The organism is Streptomyces sp. P5F9, from assembly GCF_057961495.1.
Genome location: NZ_JBXVPZ010000098.1, coordinates 1 through 25,131 on the forward strand (window position 1 = coordinate 1; position 25,131 = coordinate 25,131).

The 25,131-nt window shown below is 71.4% G+C and carries 20 protein-coding genes; 10 read left to right on the forward strand and 10 right to left on the reverse strand.

Translation table 11 applies throughout. From position 1 onward, the window contains the following. Positions 1-56 precede the first annotated feature (56 nt). The 5 genes from AC31A1_RS18225 to eccD form a co-directional block, all read right to left on the reverse strand. Positions 57-506 (reverse strand): type VII secretion system-associated protein, encoded by a 450-nt coding sequence (locus AC31A1_RS18225; protein WP_489654305.1) that lies wholly within the window; start codon positions 504-506, stop codon positions 57-59. A 121-nt stretch (positions 507-627) separates the two neighbouring features. Next, a complete protein-coding gene (locus AC31A1_RS18230; protein WP_033285065.1) occupies positions 628-951 on the reverse strand; it encodes a WXG100 family type VII secretion target in 324 nt (107 codons plus the stop codon). Between the two features lie 67 nt (positions 952-1,018). Further along, positions 1,019-1,357: a hypothetical protein gene (locus AC31A1_RS18235; protein ID WP_093629627.1), complete on the reverse strand. Its 339-nt coding sequence runs from the start codon at positions 1,355-1,357 to the stop codon at positions 1,019-1,021. A gap of 221 nt (positions 1,358-1,578) precedes the next feature. Beyond that, positions 1,579-3,141: a type VII secretion protein EccB gene (gene eccB, locus AC31A1_RS18240; protein WP_489654306.1), complete on the reverse strand. Its 1,563-nt coding sequence runs from the start codon at positions 3,139-3,141 to the stop codon at positions 1,579-1,581. Between the two features lie 237 nt (positions 3,142-3,378). Further along, positions 3,379-4,779 carry a type VII secretion integral membrane protein EccD gene (eccD, locus tag AC31A1_RS18245; RefSeq protein ID WP_489654307.1) on the reverse strand — a complete coding sequence of 467 codons (1,401 nt, stop codon included), beginning with the start codon at positions 4,777-4,779 and terminating at the stop codon, positions 3,379-3,381. Between the two features lie 318 nt (positions 4,780-5,097). On the opposite strand from eccD, the gene eccCa reads away from it, so the two are divergent. Continuing rightward, positions 5,098-9,030 (forward strand): type VII secretion protein EccCa, encoded by a 3,933-nt coding sequence (gene eccCa, locus AC31A1_RS18250; protein ID WP_489654308.1) that lies wholly within the window; start codon positions 5,098-5,100, stop codon positions 9,028-9,030. An 85-nt stretch (positions 9,031-9,115) separates the two neighbouring features. Here eccCa and AC31A1_RS18255 read toward each other — a convergent pair whose 3' ends face one another. Both AC31A1_RS18255 and AC31A1_RS18260 read right to left on the reverse strand, forming a co-directional pair. Then, positions 9,116-10,387 (reverse strand): S8 family serine peptidase, encoded by a 1,272-nt coding sequence (locus AC31A1_RS18255; protein ID WP_489654309.1) that lies wholly within the window; start codon positions 10,385-10,387, stop codon positions 9,116-9,118. After that, on the reverse strand, positions 10,384-13,728 hold the full coding sequence (locus AC31A1_RS18260) for a right-handed parallel beta-helix repeat-containing protein (protein ID WP_489654310.1): 3,345 nt from the start codon (positions 13,726-13,728) through the stop codon (positions 10,384-10,386). Before AC31A1_RS18260 ends, AC31A1_RS18255 begins: the two co-directional genes overlap by 4 nt. Positions 13,729-14,099: 371 nt before the next feature. Here AC31A1_RS18260 and AC31A1_RS18265 point away from each other — a divergent pair, with 371 nt between their 5' ends. Next, positions 14,100-15,206, forward strand: coding sequence for a hypothetical protein (locus AC31A1_RS18265; RefSeq protein ID WP_489654311.1), 1,107 nt, complete (start codon positions 14,100-14,102; stop codon positions 15,204-15,206). Between the two features lie 86 nt (positions 15,207-15,292). On the opposite strand, the gene AC31A1_RS18270 is transcribed toward AC31A1_RS18265, so the two are convergent. Continuing rightward, positions 15,293-15,724 carry a DUF6299 family protein gene (locus AC31A1_RS18270; protein WP_489654312.1) on the reverse strand — a complete coding sequence of 144 codons (432 nt, stop codon included), beginning with the start codon at positions 15,722-15,724 and terminating at the stop codon, positions 15,293-15,295. A 244-nt stretch (positions 15,725-15,968) separates the two neighbouring features. On the opposite strand from AC31A1_RS18270, the gene AC31A1_RS18275 reads away from it, so the two are divergent. The 6 genes from AC31A1_RS18275 to AC31A1_RS18300 all read left to right on the forward strand — a co-directional run bounded on the left by AC31A1_RS18275 (position 15,969) and on the right by AC31A1_RS18300 (position 20,722). After that, positions 15,969-16,169: a DUF5999 family protein gene (locus AC31A1_RS18275; protein ID WP_489654313.1), complete on the forward strand. Its 201-nt coding sequence runs from the start codon at positions 15,969-15,971 to the stop codon at positions 16,167-16,169. 134 nt (positions 16,170-16,303) lie between these two features. After that, positions 16,304-17,116, forward strand: coding sequence for a PaaX family transcriptional regulator (locus AC31A1_RS18280; RefSeq protein WP_489654314.1), 813 nt, complete (start codon positions 16,304-16,306; stop codon positions 17,114-17,116). 194 nt (positions 17,117-17,310) lie between these two features. Continuing rightward, positions 17,311-17,862: an adenylyl-sulfate kinase gene (cysC, locus tag AC31A1_RS18285; protein ID WP_393754397.1), complete on the forward strand. Its 552-nt coding sequence runs from the start codon at positions 17,311-17,313 to the stop codon at positions 17,860-17,862. Continuing rightward, positions 17,859-18,779, forward strand: a complete 921-nt coding sequence (cysD, locus tag AC31A1_RS18290; protein ID WP_489654315.1) for a sulfate adenylyltransferase subunit CysD — start codon at positions 17,859-17,861, stop codon at positions 18,777-18,779. Before cysC ends, cysD begins: the two co-directional genes overlap by 4 nt. Before the next feature lie 2 nt (positions 18,780-18,781). Next, a complete protein-coding gene (locus AC31A1_RS18295) occupies positions 18,782-19,993 on the forward strand; it encodes a sulfate adenylyltransferase subunit 1 (RefSeq protein ID WP_489654316.1) in 1,212 nt (403 codons plus the stop codon). Positions 19,994-20,266: 273 nt separating this feature from the next. Next, positions 20,267-20,722 (forward strand): ATP-binding protein, encoded by a 456-nt coding sequence (locus AC31A1_RS18300; protein ID WP_489654317.1) that lies wholly within the window; start codon positions 20,267-20,269, stop codon positions 20,720-20,722. Between the two features lie 35 nt (positions 20,723-20,757). Here AC31A1_RS18300 and argF read toward each other — a convergent pair whose 3' ends face one another. Together argF and AC31A1_RS18310 are read right to left on the reverse strand one after the other, a co-directional pair. Further along, entirely contained in the window at positions 20,758-21,765 is a 1,008-nt protein-coding gene (argF, locus tag AC31A1_RS18305; protein WP_489654318.1) for an ornithine carbamoyltransferase, read from the reverse strand. A 73-nt stretch (positions 21,766-21,838) separates the two neighbouring features. After that, on the reverse strand, positions 21,839-23,062 hold the full coding sequence (locus tag AC31A1_RS18310; protein WP_489654319.1) for an arginine deiminase: 1,224 nt from the start codon (positions 23,060-23,062) through the stop codon (positions 21,839-21,841). 186 nt (positions 23,063-23,248) lie between these two features. Between AC31A1_RS18310 and AC31A1_RS18315 the strand changes: the two genes are divergently transcribed. Both AC31A1_RS18315 and AC31A1_RS18320 read left to right on the forward strand, forming a co-directional pair. Then, positions 23,249-24,313: an SPFH domain-containing protein gene (locus AC31A1_RS18315; protein WP_489654320.1), complete on the forward strand. Its 1,065-nt coding sequence runs from the start codon at positions 23,249-23,251 to the stop codon at positions 24,311-24,313. Further along, on the forward strand, positions 24,310-25,131 hold an 822-nt coding region (locus AC31A1_RS18320; RefSeq protein ID WP_489654321.1), incomplete at its 3' end, for an NAD(+)/NADH kinase. The genes AC31A1_RS18315 and AC31A1_RS18320, both read left to right, overlap by 4 nt.

The following is a 25,131-nucleotide window of genomic DNA, read 5'->3' on the forward strand; positions in this document are numbered from 1 at the left end:
GGTTCCAGGGTGCGGGGCCCGGGGCTCGGCAGGAGCCGGGGGGCCGCGCACGGGCCTCAGGTGGTGTTCGAGTCGCTGCCGCTCATGTCGCCGTCGACGGTGTCGAAGATGTCCAGCAGCTTCTCGCCGTCGATCGAAGTGAGACTGTCGCCCTGTGTCTTCAGCAGGGTGGTGATCGTCTCGTCCAGCGCGTCGTCGATGTCGTCGAAGAGCGTCTTCTGACCGGTGAGGATCTTGTCCAGCGCGGTCGCCTGCGTCTTGAGCGCCTCCACGAGCGTGGACCCGCCGACCGGGTCCGAGCTGTCACCGCCGTTCATCAGGCCGATGCGCAGGATCTTGGCGAGTCCCTGGGCGGAGCCGGCGCCGGTCTCGGCGATCAGGTTCTTCAGGGACCGGACGCCCGCGTTGTCCTTGCGGATGTTCACCAGATCGGTGATGAAGTCGGCGACGTCGGTGTTCTTGAAGTTCTTCAGCGCGGTCGAGTCGAGGTGGGTCAGATCTGCCATGGGTGCCTCCGCGGGCGGAACGCGCCGACCCTGGCGTACGGCGCGGCGACGGAACGGGAAGGAGCCTGGACGACCGCACCGACCGCGAGGAGACCGGTCGGTGCGGTGGGGGCCGGCCGGCTCAGCGGCCGATGGTGACCTCGGACCACATCTGGCTGAGCGAGTTCTCGCTGTACTTGTAGCTGCTCGAAATCTCGTTGAGGAGCTGTGAGTGCGAGGTGAGCAGCGTCTCCATGTTCTGCACCGCGCCGTCCCAGGCCGCCTGCTTCTGGCGGTAGGTGTCGGCGTCGTTTCCGTACCAGGTCTTGGACAGCTCGCTGAGCTCCGCCTCAAGGTTGGACAGCGTCTGGGCGATCGCCTTGGTCTGCGCCACCATGTCGTCCGCGGCGTTCGACATGTGGTTGTAGCTGACGTAGATGACACCGTCGGACAGGTTGTCTGCCACAGCTTGCCTCTCTTACGCGATGTGGGGATCGGACGTGACCGCGAGGTCACGGGGAAGCGGGCGTCGGTCAGCCGGCGAGCTGGTCGAAGGCCGACTGCGCCGCGTTGTACGCCTGGTTGATGGAGTCGTTCGAGGAACCCTGGGTCTTGTTGTGTTCCACGAGGCTCTGGTTCAGCCGGTCGATGACGTCCTCAAGGTTCTTGAGGATGACGTTGCACTGGTCGTCCCACTGGGTGAGCAGCTGGCCGTACTGGCCACCGTCGCTGCCCTGGTAGCCGCTGCCCAGGGTGGAACGGGTGCTGTCGACATCCTGACGGATCTTCACGATGCCGCTGAAAGCGCTCTCCAGGGCCTGGATTCCGTTCCGGGTCGAACCTTCGCTTGACTGCTGGCCATCTCCAGCCATCGTCCCACCTTTCGTAAGCCGATCTGAGGTACGAGTACAACTGAGCCTAGATTGGCGGAAGTTGCGCTGACAACGAACTGAGGAAGATCTGAGCTTGCCTACGGCTTCCGTCCAAAGGCTTTTACCGGTAAGCAACTTGACCGGAACACGCGCTTCCGCGGGTGACGGTTCTGGCTCGAACCTGCTTTGGCGTGAACACGATCTCCATCGGCGTGAATTCGTCAGTTCCCGGCGCCCTGGGCCGAGTTGAGGGAACCGCCCGCCGGGGCCTGTCCGCCGACCGCGGGCAGGCCGGCCTCGATCCCGGACCGTCCGCCGGCACCGGCGCCCGGGCCGCACTGCGCCGCCGCGCCGCCCATGCCCCCGCCCACCGAGCCGGAGTCCGACGCCGCTGCCCGGGCGCTGAGTTCGGGCCCGGTCGGCAGCATCGACAGCAGCGTGGACGGCACCTTCACCGGCGTCGCCCCGCCGTAGCCGAGCGCGGCGAGCGCGTTGGCGTCCGGGATGCGGTACTTCACTCCGTCGTCGCCGACCAGGAACGTGGTGTCGCCGACGGTCTCGCCGGCCGCGCCCAACGCCCGTACCAGCGTGCCGTGTCCGGGCCGGGTCACCACCCGGTCCACGCTCACGCAGGCCGCGGTCAGCGCCGTCGGGTCCGCCTGGGCCGCAGGGTACAGCGCGGTCTCCGCGACCCGTACCGAGGTCACCCGCACCTGCCCGTCGGCCGGGTCGACCTGGGCGCACACCGACTCCCCAGCCGCGAGCGCCAGCGCGCTCGGCGGGGTGTCCGGCAGCCCGGCGACCGACGGGTCGGTGCCCGCCGACCCCGGTGCCTGGTGGGCCCGCAGGTCGGAGACGTCGATGGTGACGACGTTCGGCGCCCCTCCGTCGTAGGCCTCCTTGCGGGTGTCCGGATCGCCGAGCAGCAGCGCCGACTGGGTGTCCGTCACCGGGTGCAGGCCGTCCTTCTGGAGGACGTACTCCTGGTTGCCGGAGCCCGCCACCACGCGGAACACCTGGCCGATCCGGGTGGCCCGGCCGCCCAGTTCGGGCCCGGTCGTGCCGCGGCCGTCGACCTTCGGGGTGGCCAGGTCCGGGCCGGTCACCAGGGCGTCGAGGAAGGCCGCCGACACCGGGCGGGGTGTCACGGGCGCGTAGCCGAGGGACTCCGCGGCGCCCGAGTTTTCGTCCAGCTCAAGGCGGCTGCCCTGCCACACCAAGTAAGTGTGTTTGTCCGGGCCCTTGACCACCAGCGCCGACTTCGCGCCGACCGGGTCCGTCTCCACCGGGGCACCCGGCACGAGGGCCGTCCGCAGGCCGGAGCCGGTCGAGCAGACCTCCCACGGCGAGGACTCCAGGTCGCCGGTGCCCGGCACGGAGTCGGGGGCGCCGGTGATCCCGACCGGCCTGCCGACCGGGGTGCCCGCGAGCGACTTCGAGCCGACCGACGTGGTCTTCAGGTCGGCGCCGCCGATCAGCACGGCCGACGCGTAGTTGCGCACCGGGCGCAGCCTGCCGTCGGCGTACAGATAGCGGGCGCCGGTGTCCTTGTTGACGATCAGGGTGTCGCCGCTGCGCCAGGCGTCGTTGCCGCCGGGCCTGAGCAGCCCGAACACCAGCGCCCCCGCGCAGAACAGCACGCCGACGATCAGGCCGACGAGGGCGCCCCGGCTGGTACGGCCCAGGGGGCTCTCCGGTGCGTCCGGGTCGGCCAGCAGCATGCCCGAGGTCAGGCGGCCCATCATGAACGTGTGCGCTTGCACCTGGTCGCGCTTCGACCGCACGCTTTCCTCCTGCTCGGTCGTTCTGCTTCTGGTTCGCCCGGCTGTACCCGGACCCTGCTCGCGGACCGGCGGGCGGATGAGCCCGTCCTGCCGCTTCCGGTTCTCGTTCCGCCCGGCCCACGCTCGCCGGCCGCAGGCGGTCCGCCCGTGCCGCGCTTCTGCTTCTCGTCCCGCCCGCCCGCGTCCGCCGGCCCCTGACCGGCCGGGAACAGCGGCCGGTCCGGGGCTCGCGGGCGGTCAGCCGAACAGGCCGCGGAGGGTGCCGAAGACGCCCAGCAGCCACAGGGTCAGCGGCAGCAGGGCGATCGCCAGCAGGGAGTGCAGGATCTCCGCCGCGCGGCCCCAGTACGGGACCATGCGCCGTCCCGGTACGGTCCACACCGCGACCGTGAGTGCCGCCGCCACCGCGAGCAGGCCCGCGACCAGCAGCGTCCGCTCGCCGCCGGACAGCCGCAGCCCCCAGCCGAACGCGAGCAGCAGCAGACCCCAGGCGCCCGGCAGCACCAGCACGAGCCGCTGCGCGGTGTTCACCAGACCCCGGCCGTGCAGGAGCAGCAGCAGCGACAGGACCAGCGCGACCAGCAGCGCCGGGAGGCTCGGGCGGCGGGCCAGGGCCACCAGGCAGGCCGACGAGAGCACGCCCGTCGCGCCGTACAGCGCGGTCATCCACTCGCCGGCCAGCTCGGTGCGTACGGCGACGTCGCTGCCCCGGTAGGGCTCGATGCCCTCCTGGAGCTGTTCCGCGTTGGTGGGCAGCGCGGGCATCCGCATCCCGGCGAACTTGAACGACAGCGACGGCACCAGACCGCCGAGCAGCACCGTCAGCGCGGCGACCACACCGGCCGCGCCCGCCACGCGCACGTCGAACACCGTCATCAGCACACCGCTCACCGCCGCCGCGAGCGCCACCAGCGCCGACGCCAGGAACAGCGGGGTGCGGGCCGCGGAGGCCGCGAGGGCGAGGACCGCGCCGCCCGCCCAGGCCGCCGCCGCCCCCAACAGCCGTGCCCCCAGCACCTGGTGGGCCTGCGGACCGCTCAGCTCACCGCCCGGCACCAGCCAGCCCGCGAGGGCCAGCGCCGGGGACGCGAGCAGGCCCAGGATCACGCCGGTCGCCGGATCGTCCACCGCCCGGCTCGCCGACGCGGCCCCGGCCAGCAGCAGCAGACCGGTTCCCACGGCGGTGGCCGCGCGCAGCGACGCCGGGGCGCCCGGCAGCGCCAGCAGGACAAGACCGGCCAGTACGGCCACGGCGAGCAGGCCGCGCAGCAGGCGCCGGGCCGCCTCGGGGCTCCAGCCGTGCAGCCGGTCCCGGGTGACCGCGGCGATGCCGTCGACCAGGTCGTCGAGGCGTACCTCGGGCAACGCCTCGGTGCGCGGCCGGAGATGGAGCGCCTCGCCGTCGGTCAGCCCGAGGGAGGCGAGGGTCGCCTCGTCGTCGAGCGGCCGGCCGCCGAGGCGCTGGAGTATCCAGCCGTCGTGTTCGAGACCGGTCTCCTCGGCCTCCTCCCCCGCGTACCGCAGCACGGTGGGCAGCAGGTCGGCGACCGGCACGTCGGACGGCACGGCGAGGTCGATGGTGCGGGCCGGGGCCCGCACGGTCAGATGGCACAGGCCGGTCACGGAAGTGTCGGTCATACCGGGGCTCACGTCTCCTGGACATCGAAACGGGGGCACGCGGCGCGGCGTGCGGGGTGGGGGGTACGGGGTGTCTGTGAAGCAGGGGGTGACATGGACGTACGGAGTTGACGGGGTGCACACTACTGACACTCCCTACGACGCGTGTCAACGGGAGCCCCCACCAACGGTGTTGACAGCGTCCTCCACCGTGCCAGTGCCGAGGCCGGATTCCGGTGCATGCCCCCACATGCCGCCGCGGTGCGCGAAGTCCGTTAGGAGCCCCAAGCGTTGAGCGTGGTCCTGTTCCGTCGTCCTGCCCGCCGTCGCGGACCCGACATGCCCGCAGGCGAGTTGGTCCTCCAGGAACCGCCGACCCTCATGGAGACCGTCCCGGACACGTCCGCGGTGTGGACGTATCTGCCGATGGCCATGATGTCGGTCTCGATGATGATGCTGTTCCTGCGGTCGGGCGGCCAGTCCAGCGGTGTCTTCATGTACATCGCGCTCGGCATGATGGTGATGGCCGCCGGCGCGATGATGATCGGTCAGGTCATGCGCAAGGCCGGCGACCGCAAGCAGCGGCTGCGCGGTGAACGCCGGGACTATCTGCGCTACTTGGCGCAAAGTCGCCGTACGGTGCAGCGGGCCGTGGTCGAGCAGCAGCTCGCGCTCGCCTGGCGGCATCCCGAGCCCCGGGTGCTGCGCACCATGGTCCGCACCACGCGGCTGTGGGAGCGCCGGGTCAAGGACGACGACTTCGGCGAGGTGCGGATAGCGGTCGGCGACCAGCAGCTCGCGATGCGGCTGACTCCCGTCTCCAGCAAGCCGGTCGAGGACCTGGAACCGCTGTGCGCGCACGCGCTGCGCCGTTTCATCCGGGCCTACAGCACCGTGCCCGGCCAGCCCATCGCGCTGTATCTGCGGTCCTGGTCACGGGTGTTGGTGCACGGCGACCACGACGCCGCGCGCGGGATGCTGCGCGCCGCGCTGTCCCAACTGGCCCTGTTCCACCCGCCGGAGGAGCTGTGGATCGCGGTCTGCGCCGGTGACGAGGTGCGTGCCGAGTGGGAGTGGGTGAAGTGGCTGCCGCACAACCAGCACCCCCAGGAGACCGACGGCGCGGGCCCGTTGCGCATGGTGGCCTCCGCCTTCACGGACCTGGAGGACCAGCTCGGCAGCGAGTTCTCCGAGCGGCCCGCGTTCGACCCCGACGCCGTGCCCGGCCGTGACGAGCCGCTGGTGGTCGTCATCGTGGACGGCGCGGCCATCCCGGCAGGACACCGCTTCGACGGTCCCGGTTACCGCAACGCCGTCGTCCTCGACCTCTCCGACAGCCTCACCTGGCGCCCCGGCCGCACCACGCTGCGCCTCGACGTCGCCCCGGACGCGGTCTCCCTGGTCCGCACCGACCGCAGCCGCAAAGAACAGGCCACCGTCCTGGGCCGCCCCGACCGGATGGGTCCCGTCGCCGCCGAGGCACTGGCCCGCCTGATCGCGCCGTACCGGATGACTCTTTCCTCCGACGCGGTCGAACCGCTCTCCAACGACACCGAGTTGACCACCCTGCTCGGCATCGCGGACCTGCACCGGCTCGACCCCGACACGATCTGGCGGCGGCACACCGGCTCCGCCCGGCTGCGCGTCCCGGTCGCGGTCGGCGCGGACGGCCGGCCCGTGGAGCTGGACATCAAGGAGTCCGCGCAGGGCGGCATGGGCCCGCACGGCATGCTGATCGGCGCCACCGGTTCCGGCAAGTCCGAGCTGCTGCGCACCCTGGTCCTCGGTCTCGCGCTCACGAACTCTTCCGAAACACTCAACTTCGTCCTGGTGGACTTCAAGGGCGGCGCGACCTTCCTCGGTCTGGACGAACTCCCGCACACCTCCGCCGTCATCACCAACCTCGCCGACGAGGCCGCCCTGGTGGAGCGCATGCAGGACGCGCTGCACGGTGAACTCATCCGCCGCCAGGAGCTGTTGAGGTCGGCCGGCAACTACACGTCGGCCCTGGAGTACGAGAAGGCGCGGGCCGGCGGCGCCGATCTCGCTCCGCTGCCCAGCCTGTTCGTCGTCGTCGACGAGTTCAGCGAACTCCTCGCCTCGCACCGGGAGTTCATGGAGCTGTTCGTGATGATCGGCCGCCTCGGCCGGTCCCTCGGCGTGCATCTGCTGCTCGCCTCGCAGCGCCTGGACGAGGGCAGGATGCACCAGCTGGAGTCGCATCTGTCGTACCGGATCGGTCTGCGCACCTTCTCCGCGATGGAGTCGCGGGGTGTCCTCGGTGTCCCCGACGCGTACGAACTGCCCTCGCAGCCCGGCAGCGGCTACCTCAAGTCCGGCATCGAGGCGCTGACCCGGTTCCGCGCCGCCTATGTCTCCGGCCCCTACCGCAGGCGCGGCGGTGCCGTCGCGCAGGCCCGGGTCGCCACGCAGGTGGTGCCCTGGTCGACCGGGTACATCGTGCCGCGCGCTCCCGCGCCGGCCGCGATCGTGCCGGAGCCCGAGGCGGAGGAGAGCGCCGAGAGCCTGCTGGCGGTGGCGCTGGACCGGCTGCGCGACTCCGGGCCGCCCGCGCACCGGGTGTGGCTGCCGCCGCTGGACACCGCGTCGCCGCTGGACGTCCTCCTCGGTGGTCTCAGCGAGGACCCGGACCGCGGTCTGAACGCGTCCCGCTGGGCCGGCGCCGGGAAGCTGCGGGTGCCGGTCGGTCTGGTCGACAAGCCGTTCGACCAGCGCCGTGACCCGCTCGTGGTGGACCTCGCCGGGGCCGGCGGCCATGTCGCCGTCGCGGGAGGTTCCCAGAGCGGCAAGTCCACCGTCCTGCGCAGCCTCATCATGGCGCTCGCACTCACCCATACCCCGCGCGAAGTCCAGTTCTACTGCCTCGACTTCGGCGGTGGCACGCTCTCCCAGCTCACGGGCCTGCCGCACGTCGGCGGGGTCGCGGCCCGCCTCGACACCGAGCGGATCAGCCGTACGGTCGCCGAGGTCACCGCCGTCCTCACCCAGCGCGAGCAGTTCTTCCTGGACAACGGCATCGACTCGATGTCGACCTACCGGCGCCGCCGGGCCGCCGGGGAGTTCCCCGACGAACCGCACGGCGACATCTTCCTGGTGATCGACGGCTGGTCGGCGGTCCGGCAGAACTTCGACCAGTTCATCCCCACGTTCAACCAGATCGCCACCAGCGGCCTCAACTACGGCATCCACCTGATCGTCGCGACCGCCCGCTGGCTGGAACTCACCGCCCCGGTCCGCGACCAGTCCGCGACCCGGCTCGAACTCCGGCTCGGCGACACGATGGACTCCGTCGTGGACATCCGCAAGGCGAGCGCGGTGCCGCAGATCCCGGGCCGGGGTCTGACCGTCGAGACGAAACTCCACTTCCTGTCCGCACTGCCGCGCGGTGACGGTTCCACCGACCCGGAGACGCTCAGCGAGGGCGTCGCCGACCTGGTCGACCGGATCGCCTCGGCCTGGCACGGGCCGCGCGCCCCGCAGGTCCGGATGCTCCCGCACCGGCTGCCCGCGGCCGAACTCCCCGAGCCCGAACTCGGCGACGGTGTCAGCCTCAGGATCGCGCTCGGCCAGGACGAGGAGACCCTCGGCACCGTCTGGCACGACTTCTCCCGCACCCCGCACCTGGTCGCCGTCGGCGACACGGAGAGCGGCAAGACCAACCTCCTACGGCTGGTCGCGGACTCCGTCGTCGCCCGCTACACCCCCGCCGAGGCCCGCATCCTCGTCGTCGACTACCGCCGCGGCCTGGTCGACGCCGTCCCCGAGGAGTACCGCCTCGGCCACGCGGTGGCCCTGGAAGCCCTGAAACAACTGGTGGGCGGCTCCGCGAAGGCCCTGCGCACCCGCGTCCCCGGCCAGGAGATCACCCCGGCCCGCATGCGCCAGGCCGACTGGTGGACGGGCCCCCGCCTGTTCGTCCTCGTCGACGACTACGACATGGTCGGCGGGGGCACGGTGATGGACCACCCCTTCGCCCCGCTCTTCGAACACCTCGCCCTGGGCCACGAGTTGGGCCTCCACGTGGTCGTCGCCCGCTCCGCCACAGGCGCCGGGCGCGGCCTGAACGACCAGCTCCTGCGCCGCATGGACGAGGTCAACACCCCGGGCATCCTGATGTCCTGCTCCCCGTCCGAGGGCTACGTCTTCGGCAACGTCAAACCCCGGGTCCTCCCCCCGGGCCGAGCCCTCCACATCGTCCGCCGCAAGCCGTCGCTCATCCAGACGGCACTGGCAGCGGGAGCCGAGGAGTAGGGCGCCGACGCCGAACGGAACGGCCCCGGACGACGAACAGTCGTCCGGGGCCGTTCCGTTTCACCCTGTGCGTGGTTCCCGGCCGTCAGCTCTCCGAGGCCCCCGGGGCACCGGTGCCCACCGGAACCGGGCTCTCCGCGCCCTCGGGCCCGGCCGTACCCTCCGGCCGGGTGGACGGGCGCCAGCCCAGGCGGCGCCCCCGGGGCAGGATCAGCCCCAGCCACACCACCGCGATGATCACGGCGAGGCCCGCCGACGCGGGCCACAGGGCGCGGCGGAGGGGGCCTGCCGCCTTGTCGGCCGGGAGGTGGACCGGGGTGCCCGCGTCGCCCCGGGCCGGTGCTGCGGCGGTGCCGGTCAGGACCGAGGTGACGGCCGCGTACGGGTCGAGGCGGGGCACGTCGGCCGGGTAGGCCGAGGTGCGGAGCAGGGTCGCGGTCTGGGCGGCCGTCAGGTCCGGGTGGACGGAGCGGACCAGCGCCGCCGCCCCCGCCACGAAACCGGCGGCCAGGGACGCGCCCGAGCCTATGTAGTGGCCGGCCTTCTTCGGGCCGATGCCGACAACTCCGTCCCCGGGCGCGGAAATCGCGGCACTGGACGTCGTGTACGCGCCGGTCGGCCGCTTGCCGGAGACATCGACGTCGAGGACGGAGAGCACGCCGTCGTCGGCGGCCGGGTAGTAGTCGCGGGCGGGCGGACTGTCCGTCGCCGAGGTCGCCGTGGACGGCGCGTCCGGTACGGCGGCGGCGACCACCAGGACGTCCTTCTTCGCGGCGAGCGCGACCGCCGACCGCAGCGCGGCGGTGTCACCGCCGAGCGCCGCCGACACCGTCACGACCTTGGCACCGCCGTCCACGGCGGCCCGGATCCCGTCCGCGACCTGGTCCGCGGTGACCTTCCCCCGCGCGTCACTCCCCCGCACCGCGAGGATCCGCGCCTGCCGCGCCACCCCCGCGAACCGCACACCGTCCGCTACGGCCGCGCCGATCAGCCCGGCCACGAAGGTGCCGTGTCCCACGCAGTCGGTCCCGGCGTCGCCGACCGCCGTGACCCGCCCCTTCAGCGCGGGTGCGGAGGACGAGACCCCGGTGTCGACCACGCCGACGGTCACCCCGGTGCCCGACGCGAACGGCCAGGTGCGGCTCAGCTGGAGCGAGACCTGCTCCCAGGGCACGTCGGTGGCGCGCCGGTCCGAGCCCGCCGCACAGTCCGCGTCGGCGTCCAACTGCGAGGCCAGCACGGGGAGTTGGACCGTGCTGCCCGCCGCCGACGCGGATCCTGCGCCGACCGCGCTCGCGGCGGCCGTCAGCAGCAGTGCCAGACCGGAGGCAAAGACCTTGCCGTGTGCCGTCGTCATGCCCGGGCCGCCCCGCTGGAGGTCGGGGAGGCGGCCGTCGGGTCGGCGAGGTCCTCCGGGAGGAGGAGCCGCAGGTCGTCGAGGCTGGGGACGGCGAGTCTGCTGAGCCGGCCCGCCTGTCGGGTCATCATCCGCTCCAGGATCTGGCGGGCGGTGCGCGCGTTGCCGAACGACCGGTCGCGGGGCAGCGAGTCGAAGTACTGCCGGAGGATCGGTCCGAGGCCGGCCGCGCACTCGTAGCCGAGTTGTACGGCGTGCTCGCGGACGATGGTGACCAGCTCGTCGGAGGAGTAGTCGGCGAACTCGACCCGGCGCGAGAACCGGGAGGACAGACCCGGGTTGGAGGCGAGGAACGTCTCCATCTCCTGGGTGTAGCCGGCGACGATGACGACCACCTTGTCGCGGTGGTCCTCCATCAGCTTCAGCAGGGTGTCCACGGCCTCCCGGCCGAAGTCGGAGCCGGACGCCTCACGCGGGGTGAGGGTGTACGCCTCGTCGACGAACAGCACACCGCCCAGGGCGCGTTCGAAGACCTCCCGGGTCAACTGCGCGGTGTGGCCCACGTATCGGCCGACGAGATCGGCGCGGGACACCTCGACGAGCTGGCCGCGCGGCAACACGCCCAGGGAGGCGAGGAGTTCGCCGTAGAGGCGGGCCACGGTGGTCTTGCCGGTGCCGGGCGGGCCGGTGAAGACGAGGTGGTGGCTGAGCCGGGGCACCGGGAGTCCGGCGGCCTCGCGCTGCTTGGCCGTCGACACCAGATTGACGAGGTCGGTGACGTCCCGCTTCACCGCGTGGAGTCCGACCAGCGCGTCCAGCCTGCTCAGCGCGTCGTCGCCGGGGTCGACGGCGTTCGGGCCGTCGGCGGCGGTGCGGGCCGCCTCCTCGCTGATGTCCTGCGGCAGCAGCAGCGAGAGGTCCTGCTCGGTGACGTCGGTGAGCGCGGACAGCCGTACGGCCTGCCGGTCCACCATCTCCTCGAACACCTGCCGTGCGGCACGGCCGTTGCCGAACCCGGCGTCCTTCGGTATGCGTTCGAAGTGCACCGCGAGGGCGTGCCGGGTCTCGTCGGCGAGTGCGTACTGGTGGCGTACGCACATGCTCTCCATGATCTCGACCAGCTCCGGCACCGAGTAGTTCTCGAACTCGACGGTGCGTGAGAAACGGGACGCCAGACCGGGGTTGGAACCGAGGAAGCTGCGCATCTCGTCGGAGTAGCCCGCCGCGACGACGACCACGTCCTCGCGGTGGTCCTCCATCAGCTTCAGCAGGGTGTCGACGGCTTCACGCCCGAAGTCGGCCCCGGAACCACGGGAGTCGGAGGTGAGCGTGTACGCCTCGTCGACGAACAGGACACCGCCCAGGGCCCGTTCGAAGGCCTCGGTGGTCTTGATGGCCGTACCGCCGATGACCTGGGCGACGAGGTCGGCGCGGGAGACCTCGACGAGGTGGCCGGAGCGCAGGGCGCCCAGCTCGGCGAGGATCGTGCCGTAGAGGCGGGCGACGGTGGTCTTGCCCGTACCGGGGGGACCGGCGAAGACGAGGTGGCGGCTCATCGGCGGTGCGGACATGCCGAGTTGGGCGCGACGGGCGGCCAGCTGGGTGAGGTTGACGAGGGTGCGGACCTGTTCCTTGACGTTGTCGAGGCCGATGAGGCTCTCCAGCGCGGCCATCGGTCCGTCGGGGCGGCCGGGGCCGTCCGAGGCGGACACGGTGCCCGCCGGGTCGGTGCCCTCGGCCTCGCCGAAGCCCCAGGCGTCGCGGGACTCGTTGCCGGTGCTGGTGAGGTTCTCCACCGCGAGCCGGCCGCCGGCCTTGGCCTGGACGAGGCCGCCGCCCTTGTTGTCGCGGACCGTGCAGCCGACCACGGACACCGGTGCCTCCGACTCGACGCGGATGCCGTCGCGGTCGTTGCCCGCCGCCTCGCAGCCGTTCAGGGAGGCCCGGCCGCCGTCGCGGACCAGGAAGCCGTGCTCGGCGGACGCGGCGGTCCGTACCCGGTTCGCCGTCAACTCGCCGCCGGTGTCCACGAGTACACCGCAGCCGCCGGCCGAGACCAGCTCGCCGTCGCGCAGCGCCGCCGTGCCCTCGCCGCCGATCTCCAGACCGGCACCGCCGGGGTTGTTCACCCGGAATCCGGCGAGATAGACGTTGCCGCCCGCCGCGATCTCCGCGCCCGCGCCGCCCGGTGTCTCCACCGTGCAGTCCTCCACGCGGCCGCGCCCGCCGTCGCGCACGGAGACCCCGGAACCGCCCGCGCCGGTGATCCGGGCGCGCCGCACCAGCGGGTTGGCGTTGCCGCGGATCACCACACCGGTGCCCTTGACGTCGATGATCTCCACGCGCTCCAGCTCGGCCGCCGCGTCCTCTTCGAGCAGGACGCCGTCCGACTCGCCGTCCCGGACGGTCAGCGAGGTCAGCGTGGGCGAGGAGGCCCCGGCCACCCGCAGCGCCGCCATCTGGGCGCCGGTCAGCCAGCAGTCCTCGTACGTGCCGCGCGAACGGTCCGTCACCAGCAGGCCGTTGCCCGTGGTGCGGGCGGTGCGGCAGCGGCGCAGCACCGGGTCGCTGCCGTGCGAGACGATGATGCCGGGGCCGCTGCTGTTGGTGACCCGCACCTCCTCCAGCTCGCAGCGGGCGGTGCTGGTGATGTGCACACCGATCGAGGTGTCGCGGACCACGGTCCGCAGCACGCGTATCGCGCTGCGCTCTTCAAGTGCCAGCGAGGGCTTGTCGGTCGAGGCGAGGTCGCAGTCCTCTACGGAGCCTTGCGCATCCCCGTTGGCGAGCACGCCGTTGCCGCGCGCGTCGCGCACGGTGCAGCCGCGCAGGGTGGCCCGGCCGCGCTCGCTGATCACCACCCCGCTGGTGCCGAAGTGTTCGAAGGTGCAGGACTCCAGCGAACTCTCCGTGGACGAGGTGACCACGACACCGGCGCCGGTGCGGTTGGACACCCGGCACTCGCGCATCGCCAACGAGCCGGAGTTGCGCGCCAGTACGGTCGTCCACGAGGCGCCGGACAGATCGCAGCCCTGCATCGCGACCTGCCCGTGCGAGGCGTCCACGGCCGGGTGTTCCTCGTCGTGGCCCTGGACCACCAGGTCGGTCAGCATCACCGCGTCGACGCGCAGCGAGATCACGGTGCCCTTGCGCGGTGCCAACCGGACGGTGCCGCGCGCCTGTTCGGCGACGATGGTGACCCGGGTGGTGACGACGAGGTTCTCCTCGTACGTCCCCGGGCGCACACTCAGCACCGCGCCTCCGCGCGCCCTCGCCAGGGCCTCTCCGATCGTCCGGGCGTCCCCGGTGCCCTCCGGACAGACCGTCAGTACCTGGCGCACTCAGCTGACCTCCTCGTGTCGGCACCTGTCGGTTGCGGCAACCCCATCATGCCGTCCCCGCACGCGCGTTCCCACTCCGGTCCGTAAAGCGGAACGTCCGGAGCGGGTGCGCGGCGCGGCACAACAGGGCCGTACGGCGAATTATGGGCTGTTGCGCAACGGCCGTACCAGCGCCGGGGCTTGTGCGTGACGATTGTTAACTCCGGTGAAAGGAACCGCTGTTGGCGCATACGCGTGAAGAGACGTGAATAGGATTGCGCACACAGACGTACGACGAACTGCTGGGCGAATGAGAGCGGACAGGGCGGATGACAGACCGAACCGGACCGGCCGCGCGGAAAACGGCGGCAGAGAACGCGGCAGAAAATTCCGTGACGGGCGCCACGGCCGGGGAAGCGACGGCGGCGACATCGGCGGCCGGTGAGTCAGCGGCGGCGAGCACGGCGGGTGTGGCGCCCAAGTCCCGTTCAGGGGCTGCCGGTTCGCCCGCGGCCGTCTCCGCGGAGGCCGTCGCGGCGGAACTCTCGGCGGAGTCGGTAGCGGCGGAGCTGAGCCGTCCCGCGACCTCGGCGGCGGAGGCCGAGGCGCTCGCCGGCAGCCGTACAGCGGAAGAACCTTCGGGGCCGGCCGGCCCGGCAGCCGCTGCCGCCGCCCGGTCGGCGCGGCAGGAGGCCGAGGCCGAGGCACCCGCCGGGGCGCTGGCCGCGAGCATGCCCGAGGGCGACGGACCCACCCCCGGAGACACGGCGGCCGCGTCCGTCGGTCGCCCCGGCCGCCCGCTGCTGGCCGGTGCGGCCGTGCTGGGCGCGCTGCTGATCGCCGTACCGGGGCTGCTGATGAGCCGGGACCGGACGCCGGAGAGCCACGACCGGGTGGTCGCCGACCAGGCGGGCACGATTCTCGGCGACGGCGCGGCGACGCAGGGCGCCGGGGCGTACGCCTCGGGCACCCCGTCCGCCCCCACCACACCGAAGACCGCCACACCGCACAAGACCCCGTCGGGCAAGACGACCGTCGCGCAGCCGGTGACCGAGCCGACGACGGTCAAGAAGACGAAGAAGCCGACGGCGAAGGCGACGAAAAAGTCCACGACGACCAAGTCCGGGACGAAATCGAGCACCACCACGACGTCCAAGTCCTCGTACCCGTCGGACGTCCTCGTCACGGCCACCCGGGTGCTGAAGGCGGGCCAGTCCATCAACGCGAAGAAGGCCCGGCTGCGCATGCAGACCGACGGCAACTTCGTCCTCTACGACGAGAACAACAAGGCCCGTTGGGCCACCATGACCTTCGGCTCGAACTACCACGCGGTGTTCCAGGCGGACGGCAACCTCGTCGTCTACACCTCCGACAACCGCCCCGTCTGGGCCAGCCAGACCCAGGGCCACGACGGCTCGATCCTCCGCCTCCAGGGCGACGGCAACATGGTCATCTACTCCGGCTCGACCGCGATCTGGGCGAGCAACACCCAGCACTGACGGCTCCGAACTCCCTCCGGCCCGCCCCTACTTGGGGACGGGCCGGAGTCGTGGAGCGGGCTTCAGGTTGCGGCGGCGATCGCGGCTCAGCTCGTGGTCAGGGTGACGTCCTGGCGCTGCACCGCGTGGAAGCGCGGCAGGGGCAGGCCGCCGGAGGCGGAGAGTTCCATCACGGTGGCCTCGACCTGGGCCGTGCCGGGGGTGAGCGGGTCGGAGGACGGCTTGCCCGAGTTCTGCCAGGTGTGCTCCACGCCGTCGCAGACCGCGCGGGTGCCGCCGATGCCGTGCCGGACCGAGGGGTCGCTCTGGCTGACGGAGGAACTGACGAAGGCGGCACCCGAGTTGCCGAGACAGCGGTAGGTGCCGGAGAGGGTGACGGTGCCGTCCGGGGCGATCGTGCCCGTGGGGTCGACCGTCACCGTCTCGTACGGGTCGGCGGACGCGGGCGCGGCGGGGGCGGCGGCCAGCAGGAGCAGCGCGGCACCGGCCGCCGTACCGAGGACGGAACGCAGGGACATGGGAGTACCTCCTGGAGTCGGGGCCTCCACTGGTACCGGGCGACGGCCTCAACTCCCGTGATCCTCACTCCTTCGGTGGCGAGTCCGCACCGAGCGTCGTGGAACCGTCCGAGTGTTGTCCGCGTGTTGTCACGCTTCACAGCGGGCTGTTCCGATGAGTTCGCGCCGGGAGGATGGTCTGTATATGCGATGCGGGCGGTGACGGAGCCGCCGGAACGGATCGCATCCGACGTGGAGGTACGCCATGTGTTCCCACCAGCCCTCGTGCCCCGTGACCGACACCGAGACCACCACCCCGCACATCGTCTCCGCCCACCCCGAACAGGGCTGGACGCTGCTGTGCGACGGCGCGATCGTCTTCGACGACCTGGGCGCCGTCCTTCCCGACGGCCGGATCGTCGCCGCGCACCGGGTACCGGCGGACCGACTCGCCGTCGCCGCCTGACCGTTCCCACCCCTCGCACCACGGCGGGACCGTCGGGCCGAGCCCACGGCACCCCCTCCCTCGCCGCACCCCCCGGACCGTAGCGGTTCAGGTTGCGCACCCGAGGTGACCAGCAGCGATGCCGTCGGCCTAAGATGATCAACGTGTCCGACCAGCATGCTCCACGGTCTCTCATCGTCACGCTCTACGGCGCGTACGGCCGCTTCGTGCCCGGCCCGGTTCCGGTCGCGGAACTGATCCGGCTCCTGGCCGCGGCCGGCGTCGACGCGCCCTCCGTGCGCTCGTCGGTGTCCCGCCTCAAACGGCGCGGGCTGCTTCTGCCCGCCCGTACGGCAGAAGGCGCCGCCGGGTACCAACTCTCGCCCGAGGCACGGCAGTTGCTCGACGACGGCGACCGACGCGTCTACGCGACCACGCCCCCGGAGAACGAGGGCTGGGTGCTCGCGGTGTTCTCAGTACCCGAGTCCGAGCGCCAGAAGCGGCACGTCCTGCGCTCCCGGCTGTCCGGCCTCGGCTTCGGCACCGCCGCCCCGGGCGTGTGGATCGCGCCCGCCCGCCTCTACGAGGAGACCCGGCACATCCTCCAACGGCTGGAGCTCGACCCGTACGTCGATTTCTTCCGCGGTGAGCACCTCGGCTTCGCGGCGACCGCCGAGGCCGTCGCCCGCTGGTGGGACCTGCCCGCGATCGCCGCACAGCACCAGGCGTTCCTCGACCGCCACGCGCGCGTGCTGCACGACTGGGAGCAGCGCGCGGACACCCCGCCGGAGGACGCGTACCGCGACTACCTCCTCGCCCTGGACTCCTGGCGCCACCTCCCCTACGCCGACCCCGGACTCCCCGCGAGCCTGCTCCCCCGGGACTGGCCGGGCGTCCGCTCGGCGGAGGTGTTCCGGGCGCTGCACGAGCGGCTGCGGGACGCGGGGGCGACGTTCGCGGGGGTGTGACGGCGGGAGACCGGTCGCCCGGGTCGCCTGGTCGCCGTAGAGATCGATTGTGAACAGTTCATGGCAAGGGCGCGTGACCTCTTGCGCACCGCCAGTCACTCAGCTAAACCTCAGCTTCCTTAGCAGGTCCTCTCAGAGTTCTTACCTAGCCTTCGACGACGTCGCTCGTCGGGTAAGAAAGAGGACTGTTGCGCATGACCACCACGGCAAGGGCTCAGGGAGCCACCGTCTGGCTCACCGGACTGCCGAGCGCGGGTAAGACGACGATCGCCCAGCATCTCGGGGAGCGGCTGAGAGCCGAGGGGCATCGCGTGGAGGTCCTCGACGGCGACGAGGTGCGCCGCTTCCTCTCGGCCGGCCTCGGCTTCTCCCGCGAGGACCGCAACACCAACGTCCAGCGCATCGGCCTCGTCTCCGAGGTGCTCGCGCGCAACGGCGTGCTCTCCGTCGTCCCGGTCATCGCCCCGTACGCCGACAGCCGCGAGGCCGTCCGCAAACGCCACGAGGCGAGCGGGACGCCGTACATCGAGGTGCATGTCGCCACCCCCGTCGAGGTGTGCAGCGAACGCGACGTGAAGGGCCTCTACGCCCGTCAGGCCGCAGGCCATCTCACCGGCCTGACCGGCGTCGACGACCCGTACGAGCCGCCCACGGACCCGGCGCTCACCCTGCCGACGCAGGTGCAGAGCCCGCAGGAGTCGGCGGACGCGGTGTACGCGGTGCTGTCCGAGCGGGGGCTGGTGTGAGCGCGGTGACGACCACGGCAGACTTCACGCTCTCGCACCTCGACGCCCTTGAGTCCGAGGCGGTGCACATCTTCCGTGAGGTGGCGGGTGAGTTCGAGCGGCCGGTGATCCTGTTCTCCGGCGGCAAGGACTCGATCGTGATGCTGCATCTGGCGCTGAAGGCGTTCGCGCCCGCGCCGGTGCCGTTCACGCTGCTGCATGTGGACACCGGACACAATTTCCCCGAGGTCCTTGAGTACCGCGACCGTGTGGTGGCCGCACATGGGCTGCGGCTCCATGTGGCCTCCGTACAGGACTACATCGACCGCGGTGTGCTGCGCGAACGCCCCGACGGGACACGCAACCCGCTCCAGACGCTCCCGCTCACCGAGAAGATCCAGAGCGAGAAGTTCGACGCGGTCTTCGGTGGCGGTCGGCGTGACGAGGAGAAGGCACGCGCCAAGGAGCGGGTGTTCAGCCTTCGCGACGAGTTCTCCCAGTGGGACCCGCGCCGGCAGCGCCCCGAGCTGTGGAACCTCTACAACGGACGGCACGCACCCGGCGAACACGTCCGCGTGTTCCCGCTCTCCAACTGGACCGAGCTGGACGTCTGGCAGTACATCGCCCGTGAGGGTATCGACCTCCCGCAGATCTACTTCGCCCACTACCGCGAGGTCTTCAACCGCGGCGGCATGTGGCTGACCGCCGGTGAGTGGGGCGGCCCGAAGGCGGGCGAGACCGTCGAGAAGCGCCAGGTGCGGTACCGGACCGTCGGTGACATGTCGTGCACCGGTGCCGTGGACTCCGACGCCGCCACGCTGGAGCAGGTCATCACCGAGATCGCCGCCTCCCGGGTCACCGAGCGGGGCGCGACGCGGGCCGACGACAAGCTGTCCGAGGCCGCGATGGAAGACCGCAAGCGCGAGGGGTACTTCTAGCCATGAGCACCATCACCATCGACACGCTGCGGTTCGCGACGGCCGGTTCGGTCGACGACGGCAAGTCCACGCTCGTAGGACGGCTGTTGCACGATTCCAAGTCGGTGCTGACCGACCAACTGGAGGCTGTGGAACGGGTGTCGGCCGATCGCGGCCAGGACGCTCCCGACCTCGCCCTCCTCACCGACGGGCTGCGCGCCGAGCGCGAACAGGGCATCACCATCGACGTGGCCTACCGCTACTTCGCCACCCCTCGCAGGCGGTTCATCCTCGCCGACACCCCCGGCCATGTGCAGTACACCCGCAACATGGTCACCGGCGCCTCCACCGCCGAGCTGGCGATCATCCTGGTCGACGCGCGCAACGGTGTCGTCGAACAGACCCTGCGGCACGCCGCCGTAGCGGCACTGCTGCGGGTGCCGAACGTCGTCCTGGCCGTGAACAAGATGGACCTGGTCGGGTACGAGCAGCCGGTGTTCGAGCGGATCGTCGAGGAATTCGCGGGCCACGCGGCCGAGTTGGGGCTGCCCTCCTTCACGCCGATCCCGGTGTCGGCGCTCGTCGGCGACAACGTCGTGGACCGTTCGGCGCACATGGACTGGTACGAGGGCCCGGCATTGCTGGAGTTCCTGGAGGACGTCCCGGTCGGCGCGGACCCGTCCGACGCACCGGCCCGTTTCCCGGTGCAGTACGTCATCCGGGACGGCGAAGTCCGTTGGTACGCGGGCCAGTTGGTGTCCGGCTCGCTGCGTGTCGGTGACCGGGTGACCGTGCATCCCTCCGGCGAGACCTCCGAGATCACCGGGATCTCCGTGCTCGGCACCGAGGCCGACGTGGCGTACGCGCCGCAGTCGGTCAGTCTGCGGCTCGCCGGTCAACGGGACGTGTCGCGCGGCGACATGATCACCGCCGGGGCCGACGGGCCCGCGCTCACGCAGGACGTGCGGGCCGCCGTATGCCATCTGGCCGACCGGCCGCTGCGGGTCGGCGACCGGGTGCTGCTGCGGCACACGACCCGCACGGTCAAGGCGATCGTCAAGGACCTGGCCGGCGCGGCCGAGCTGACCGCGAACGACCTGGGCCGGATCACCCTGCGCACCGCCGAGCCGCTCGCGCTGGACGACTACGCGGTCTCCCGCCGCACGGGCGCGTTCCTCGTGATCGACCCGGCGGACGGCGCGACGCTCACCGCGGGGATGGCCGACCTGGCCTGATCCCCGCCCGCAGAACGCCCTCGGCCCCGTGTCACACGGGGCCGAGGGCGTTCTGCTGCCATGCCGAAACAGCCCGTCGAAATGACCTGTGGCCGTCGCATCCGTCACGAGTCGTCAATAGCGCGGTAACAACGGGAGCAGCAGTGCGGGAGCGGCCGTTGAACGGGGTATGCCGCTCGACACGGGGCCAAAAGTCCCGGGCGGTGCCCGTCGAGAGACCCTGACAAAGGGCGCCGTACCATTCATATAGTTGAAAGCAGGACAGCCTGCTCCATGAACGGACCCGCCTTGCAAGAACGCCCTTCCGCCTCCGCCTCCTGGCGCATCGCACTGCCGCACACCGCCGCGGCCGTGCCGGTGGCCCGCGCACTGGTCCGTACGGCTCTGTCCGAAGTGGAGTACACGGCCGACAGCGACACCGCGGAGCTGCTGACGGCGGAGCTGGTCGCGAACGCGGTGGAGCACACCGCCGGTGACGCCCCCATAGAGCTCGTGGTCGAGCTGCTGCCCACCGGCTGCCAGGTCGAGGTGCACGACCCCGACCCGGAGCCGCCCGGAAGTCTCACGAAACCCGTCGCCGAGGAGCCCGACCCCTGGCAGGAGCACGGGCGCGGCCTGCTGCTGATCCGCGCCCTCAGCTCGTCGTGCGGCCACCGGCCGACCGAGTCGGGCAAGGCGGTGTGGTTCCGGCTGCCCGTCGTACCGCCGCAGTGGCACCCGGCGGGATAGCCGCCGTCGAGCCTCTGTAGGACAAGAAGGCCTGGTCAGGCCAGTGTGGCGACCAGTACGGCCTTGATCGTGTGCAGTCGGTTCTCCGCCTGATCGAAGACGACCGAGTGGGCGGACTCGAAGACCTCGTCCGTGACCTCCAGCGAGTCGAGGCCGTGGGTCTCGTATATCTCGCGGCCGACCTTGGTGCCGAGGTCGTGGAAGGCCGGCAGGCAGTGCAGGAACCTGACGTCCGGGTTGCCGGTGGCCCGCAGGACGTCCATCGTCACGGCGTACAGCGCGAGGGCCGTGATCCGCTCGTCCCAGACCTGCTTGGGCTCGCCCATGGAGACCCACACGTCGGTGACGACGAAATCGGCGCCCGCCACGCCCTCCTCGATCCCCTCGGTGAGCGTGATGCGCGCACCGCTCCGCTCGGCGAGCGCGCGGGCGGCGGTGACGATCTCCTCGGCGGGCCAGTACGACTTCGGGGCGACGATCCGTACGTCCATGCCGAGCAGCGCGCCGGTGACCAGGTAGGAGTTGCCCATGTTGAAGCGCGCGTCGCCGAGGTAGGCGAAGGCGATCTCCTTGAGCGGCTTGGCGCTGTGCTCGGTCATGGTGAGCACGTCGGCGAGCATCTGGGTGGGGTGCCAGTCGTCGGTGAGGCCGTTGTATACGGGAACGCCCGCGTACGCGCCCAGCTCCTCCACGGCCGCCTGGCTGTCCCCGCGGTACTCGATGCCGTCGAACATACGACCGAGCACCCGCGCGGTGTCCTTCACGGACTCCTTGTGCCCGATCTGCGAGCCCGACGGGTCGAGGTAGGTCGTCGAGGCCCCCTGGTCGGCCGCGGCGACCTCGAACGCGCAGCGCGTGCGCGTCGAGGTCTTCTCGAAGATCAGCGCGATGTTCTTGCCCGACAGGTACCGCGTCTCGCCCCCGGCCTTCTTGGCGGCCTTCAGCTCGGCGGCCAGCTCGATCAGACCGCGGAACTCCTCCTCGGAGAAGTCCAGCTCCTTGAGGAAGTGGCGGCCGGCGAGGGCGGTCGGGACTGTCGCCATGGGGGCGCTCCAGAGATGCGAGTACAGGGGATCAGATGCTTACGTTTGGAATTCTATACGATGCATAGAATTTCTATACGGCATCTCGTTCGACGGGACAACTCATGCAGCGCGGCCCGCCCCGGCCCCGGCCCAGCTCACTCCCCGGGATCTCGATCACCTCGATGCCCTGTTTGCGCAGATAGGTGTTGGTGGTGGCGTTCCGCTCGTAGGCGACGACGACGCCGGGCTCGACGGCGAGGACGTTGCAGCCGTCGTCCCACTGCTCGCGCGCGGCCGCGTGCACGTCCTGCGTGGCGGTCAGGACGCGGACCCCGCTCAGCCCGAGGGCGGCGGCGATCGCGCGGTGCATGTGCTCCGGCGGATGGTCGGTGACCTTCAACTCCTTGTCGCCGACGCCCGGTTCGATCGTGTACGACCGGAGCATGCCGAGCCCCGCGTACTGGGTGAAGGTGTCGCCGTCGACCATCGTCATCACCGTGTCGAGGTGCATGAAGGCGCGCTGCTTGGGGATGTCGAGTGCCACGATCGTCTGCGCGGAGCCCTCGGCGAACAGCTTGTGCGCGAGCATCTCCACGGCCTGCGGGGTGGTGCGCTCGCTCATGCCGATGAGCACCGCGCCGTTCCCGATGACGAGCACGTCCCCGCCCTCGATGGTGGACGGGTAGTCGGCCTGCCCCTCGGACCAGACGTGGAACTTCTCGGCGCGGAAGAGCGGGTGGTGCCGGTAGATCGCCTCGAAGTGGACGGTCTCGCGTTGCCGGGCGGGCCAGCGCATGGCGTTGACGGAGACGCCGTCGTAGATCCAGGCGGAGGTGTCGCGGGTGAAGAGGTGGTTGGGGAGGGGGGCGAGGAGGAAGTCGTCGAGATCCATGACGTGGAAGCGGACGGAGGTCGGCTCCGCGTGGGCCTCCAGGAACTCCCGCTTGGTCATGCCGCCGACGAGCGCCTCGGCCAGTTCGGGTGCGGGCAGGGCCTCGAAGGCGGCACGGAGGTGGTCGGTGGCGAGGGGGCCGTACTCCTTCTCGTCGAAGACGCGGTCCAGGACGAGCGCGCGGGCCGCCGGGATCGCCAGGGACTCGGCGAGCAGGTCGCCGAAGAGGTGGACGGCGACGCCCCGGTCGCGGAGCACGTCCGCGAAGCCGTCGTGCTCGGCGCGCGCCCGGCGCACCCAGAGCACGTCGTCGAAGAGGAGGGCGTCCTTGTTGCCAGGGGTGAGCCTTTTGAGCTCCAGATCCGGCCGGTGCAGGATGACGCGGCGGAGCCGCCCGGTCTCGGAGTCGACATGGAGTGCCATGTCTCCATCCTGACCATCCGGGGCCGGGTTCACCCCCTTACTTCACATACCGCCACCGCTTCCCGCACCTTCACTTGTTTTCGTCCCCTTGACGACAAGCGGGCCGGACGATTATCGTCTTACTGACGAGATCGATGCGGGATCTGACCGGATCCCACGGGAACCGACGGGATCTGAGGGACTCTGATGGCCGACATCACCCGGCGCCTGGGCTGGCGCCACCTGCGCGGGGCTCCGACGGCACACATCCGGCACCACCGCTCGGGCAAGCTGCTGCACGACGGCCCCGGACTCAGCTTCTGGTTCCGCGCGTTGACCGCCGCGCTCTCCGAAGTCCCGGTCGACGACAGGGAGTTGGCCATGACCTTCCATGCCCGTACGTCCGACTTCCAGGACGTGGCGGTCCAGGCGACCGTCACCTACCGCATCAGCGACCCTGCCCTGGCCTCCGCCCGCCTCGACTTCTCGGTCGACCCGGACACGGGTGTGTGGCGGGGCTCGCCCCTGGAACAACTCGGCACCCTGCTCACGGAGACGGCCCAGCAGCACGCGCTGGCCGTGCTCGCCCGGACGCCCCTCGCGTCCGCGCTGGTCGACGGGGTGACGGCGGTACGGGAGCGGATCGCGGAAGGCCTCGGCGCCGAACCCCGCCTGCCGGCCACCGGCATCGAGGTGGTCGCCGTCCGCGTGATGGCCATCCGCCCCGAGCCCGAGGTGGAACGGGCGCTGCGCACCCCGGCCCGCGAACAGATCCAGCAGGAGGCGGACAAGGCCACCTACGAACGCCGGGCCGTGGCCGTCGAACGGGAGCGCGCGATCGCCGAGAACGAACTCGACAGCCAGATCGAACTCGCCCGCCGCGAGGAGCAGTTGGTCGACCAGCGCGGCACGAACGCCCGCCGCGAGGCCGAGGAGCACGCGGCGGCCGACGGCGTACGGGCCGAGGCGGAGGCGACCCGTACGGTACGGCTCGCCGACGCCGAGGCGGCGCGTTCCGTACGGCTCGCCCGTGCCGAGGCCGAGGGTGCGCGCGAGGTGGGTGACGCGCGGGCGCACGCCCAGGCGGCGTGGCTGCGGGTGCACGCCGACGTCGATGTCGCGACCCTGCACGCGCTCACCGGGACGCGGCTCGCGGAGAACCTGCCGAACATCGACAGCGTGACCATCTCGCCGGATGTGCTGACGGGGCTGCTGGCCAAGCTCGGTACAGGTACAGGTACAGGTACAGGTGGCGGCGAGGCGGGCGCGTGAGTCTCGCCCCGCGGGCCGTCCTCGTCCATCGGACCACGGAGTACGAGGAGTTGGTCGCCCGGCACGGGACGCACGGCCAGGCCGCGTACTTCCTTCGCTCGCGGGGCCGGGACATCGAGGAGGTCGCCGAACGGCACCGGCGGACCCGGCGGGCACTGGCCGAGGTGTCGGCGGCGATCCCCCTGACCTGGCGTCAGACCCAGGTCGAGCGGGCCGACTTGGACCGGTTCCTGTTCGCGCCGGAGGACGTGGTGCTGGTCGTCGGGCAGGACGGGCTGGTCGCGAACGTCGCCAAGTACCTCGCCGGGCAACCGGTGTTGGGCTTCGACACCGACCCCGGACGCAACCCCGGCGTCCTGGTACGGCACCGCCCGTCGGCCGCGGCCGCGCTGCTGCGGTCGGTGCACGTGGGCGGTACCGGGGTGGACGAACTGACCATGGTCGAGGCCGTCGCCGACGACACACAGCGGTTGGTCGCGCTGAACGAGATCTATCTGGGAGCCGTCGGTCATCAGACGGCCCGATACCGCCTGGGTCTGGAGGGCGACGGGGGTGTCGTCGAGGCCCAGGCGTCTTCCGGGGTGCTCGTGGGAACGGGCACGGGGGCCTCCGGCTGGCTCCGGTCGGTGTGGCAGGAGCGGGGCAGCGACCTGGCCCTGCCACACCCCTCGGAGGACAGGTTGGTGTGGTTCGTACGGGAGGCGTGGCCGTCACCGGTGACCGGGACGTCGCTGGTGGCGGGTGAGTTGAGTGGGTCGGCGGGGCTTCAACTCACCGTTGAGTCGGAGGGGTTGGTCGTGTTCGGGGATGGGATGGAG

Coding starts and splice junctions, on each gene's coding strand:
- eccCa (WP_489654308.1), top strand. CDS start 5,098: ATGCCCGCAGGCGAGTTGGTCCTCCAGGAACCGCCGACCCTCATGGAG.
- argF (WP_489654318.1), bottom strand. CDS start 21,765: ATGGCGACAGTCCCGACCGCCCTCGCCGGCCGCCACTTCCTCAAGGAG.
- AC31A1_RS18275 (WP_489654313.1), top strand. CDS start 15,969: ATGTGTTCCCACCAGCCCTCGTGCCCCGTGACCGACACCGAGACCACC.
- AC31A1_RS18315 (WP_489654320.1), top strand. CDS start 23,249: ATGGCCGACATCACCCGGCGCCTGGGCTGGCGCCACCTGCGCGGGGCT.
- AC31A1_RS18280 (WP_489654314.1), top strand. CDS start 16,304: ATGATCAACGTGTCCGACCAGCATGCTCCACGGTCTCTCATCGTCACG.
- eccD (WP_489654307.1), bottom strand. CDS start 4,779: ATGACCGACACTTCCGTGACCGGCCTGTGCCATCTGACCGTGCGGGCC.
- AC31A1_RS18310 (WP_489654319.1), bottom strand. CDS start 23,062: ATGGCACTCCATGTCGACTCCGAGACCGGGCGGCTCCGCCGCGTCATC.
- AC31A1_RS18235 (WP_093629627.1), bottom strand. CDS start 1,357: ATGGCTGGAGATGGCCAGCAGTCAAGCGAAGGTTCGACCCGGAACGGA.
- AC31A1_RS18270 (WP_489654312.1), bottom strand. CDS start 15,724: ATGTCCCTGCGTTCCGTCCTCGGTACGGCGGCCGGTGCCGCGCTGCTC.
- AC31A1_RS18295 (WP_489654316.1), top strand. CDS start 18,782: ATGAGCACCATCACCATCGACACGCTGCGGTTCGCGACGGCCGGTTCG.
- AC31A1_RS18225 (WP_489654305.1), bottom strand. CDS start 506: ATGGCAGATCTGACCCACCTCGACTCGACCGCGCTGAAGAACTTCAAG.
- cysC (WP_393754397.1), top strand. CDS start 17,311: ATGACCACCACGGCAAGGGCTCAGGGAGCCACCGTCTGGCTCACCGGA.
- AC31A1_RS18300 (WP_489654317.1), top strand. CDS start 20,267: ATGAACGGACCCGCCTTGCAAGAACGCCCTTCCGCCTCCGCCTCCTGG.
- AC31A1_RS18255 (WP_489654309.1), bottom strand. CDS start 10,387: ATGACGACGGCACACGGCAAGGTCTTTGCCTCCGGTCTGGCACTGCTG.